Genomic DNA, 1,193 nt, shown 5'->3' on the forward strand with positions numbered 1-1,193 from the left:
GGTAATACCCCCTGAAATCCACCGCTGGGAGAAGTAGAATTTTCTCGTTAAGAGGGAGTTCTGCAGATGAAGAAGTCGAGATTCACAGATAGCCAGATATTGGAGGCGCTCAAGCGCGCGGAGGCTGGGCTTGCGGTGCCGGAGCTATGCCGGGAACTGGGCATCAGTTCGGCAACGTTCTACAAATGGCGCTCGAAGTACGGCGGGATGGACGCGTCGATGATGTCGCGCATGAAGGAGCTCGAGGCGGAGAATGCCCGGCTGCGCAAGATGTACATCGAGGAGAAGCTCAAGGCTGAGATTGCCTCGGAGGCGCTGCAAAAAAAGTTCTGAAGCCATCTCGCCGGCGCGAGATGGCAAAGCAGGTTGTGCAACAGCGCCGCGTGTCAATTCGTGTGGCGTGCACAGTGTTCGGCATCAGCGAGTCGTGCTACCGATACGAGGCGAAGTTGAACACGGAGAACGAAGAGATTGCAGACTGGCTGATGCGTATCACGGGCTGTCATCGCAACTGGGGCTTTCTGCTGTGCTATTACTACTTGCGTAACGTGCAGGGATTCGGGTGGAACCACAAGCGCATCTACCGGATTTATCGGGAGCTGGAGCTGAACCTGCGCATCAAGCCGAAGAAACGCTTGGTGCGCGAAACGCCGCAGCCGCTGTCGGTGCCGCATGCCATCAACGAAGTGTGGTCAATGGACTTCATGCATGACCAGCTCGTTGACGGGCGCAGCATCCGGACGCTGAACGTGATTGATGATTTCAACCGCGAGGCGCTGGGCATTGAGGTGGATTTCTCGCTGCCGTCCGAGCGGGTGATTCGCACGCTGGAGCAGCACATGGAATGGCGTGGCAAGCCGAAGGTAATTCGTTGTGACAACGGCCCAGAATACCTGAGCACAGCCATCGTGACTTGGACGCAGAAGCTAGGTATACGGCTGGAATACATTGAGCCGGGCAAGCCGCAACAGAACGCGTACATCGAACGGTTCAATCGGACCGCGCGATACGAATGGCTCTCGCAATATCTGTGGGAAGACCTGGAGCAGGTTCGGCAGGCAGCGGCCGACTGGATGTGGACTTACAATCACGAGCGCCCAAATATGGCATTGGGCGGCTTTACCCCGAAGCAGCGGCTGGCCATGGCCGCTTAGTTTCTACTTCTGCCGACTGTGGAAAACGGGGGCATTACC

The 1,193-nt window shown here is 57.1% G+C and carries 1 protein-coding gene; it reads left to right on the forward strand.

The window, feature by feature from the left end; all coding sequences use genetic code 11:
- Window positions 1-66: 66 nt before the first annotated feature.
- Window positions 67-1,154, forward strand: a protein-coding gene (locus AC3WXD_RS34920) for an IS3 family transposase (protein ID WP_086003188.1) whose coding sequence is annotated in 2 segments (ribosomal slippage) — window positions 67-316 and window positions 316-1,154 — 1,089 coding nt in all. Because the reading frame shifts where the segments join, the coding sequence is not laid out codon by codon here.
- Window positions 1,155-1,193: the final 39 nt, after the last annotated feature.

The organism is Cupriavidus sp. FW216-B1 (genome assembly GCF_058789195.1).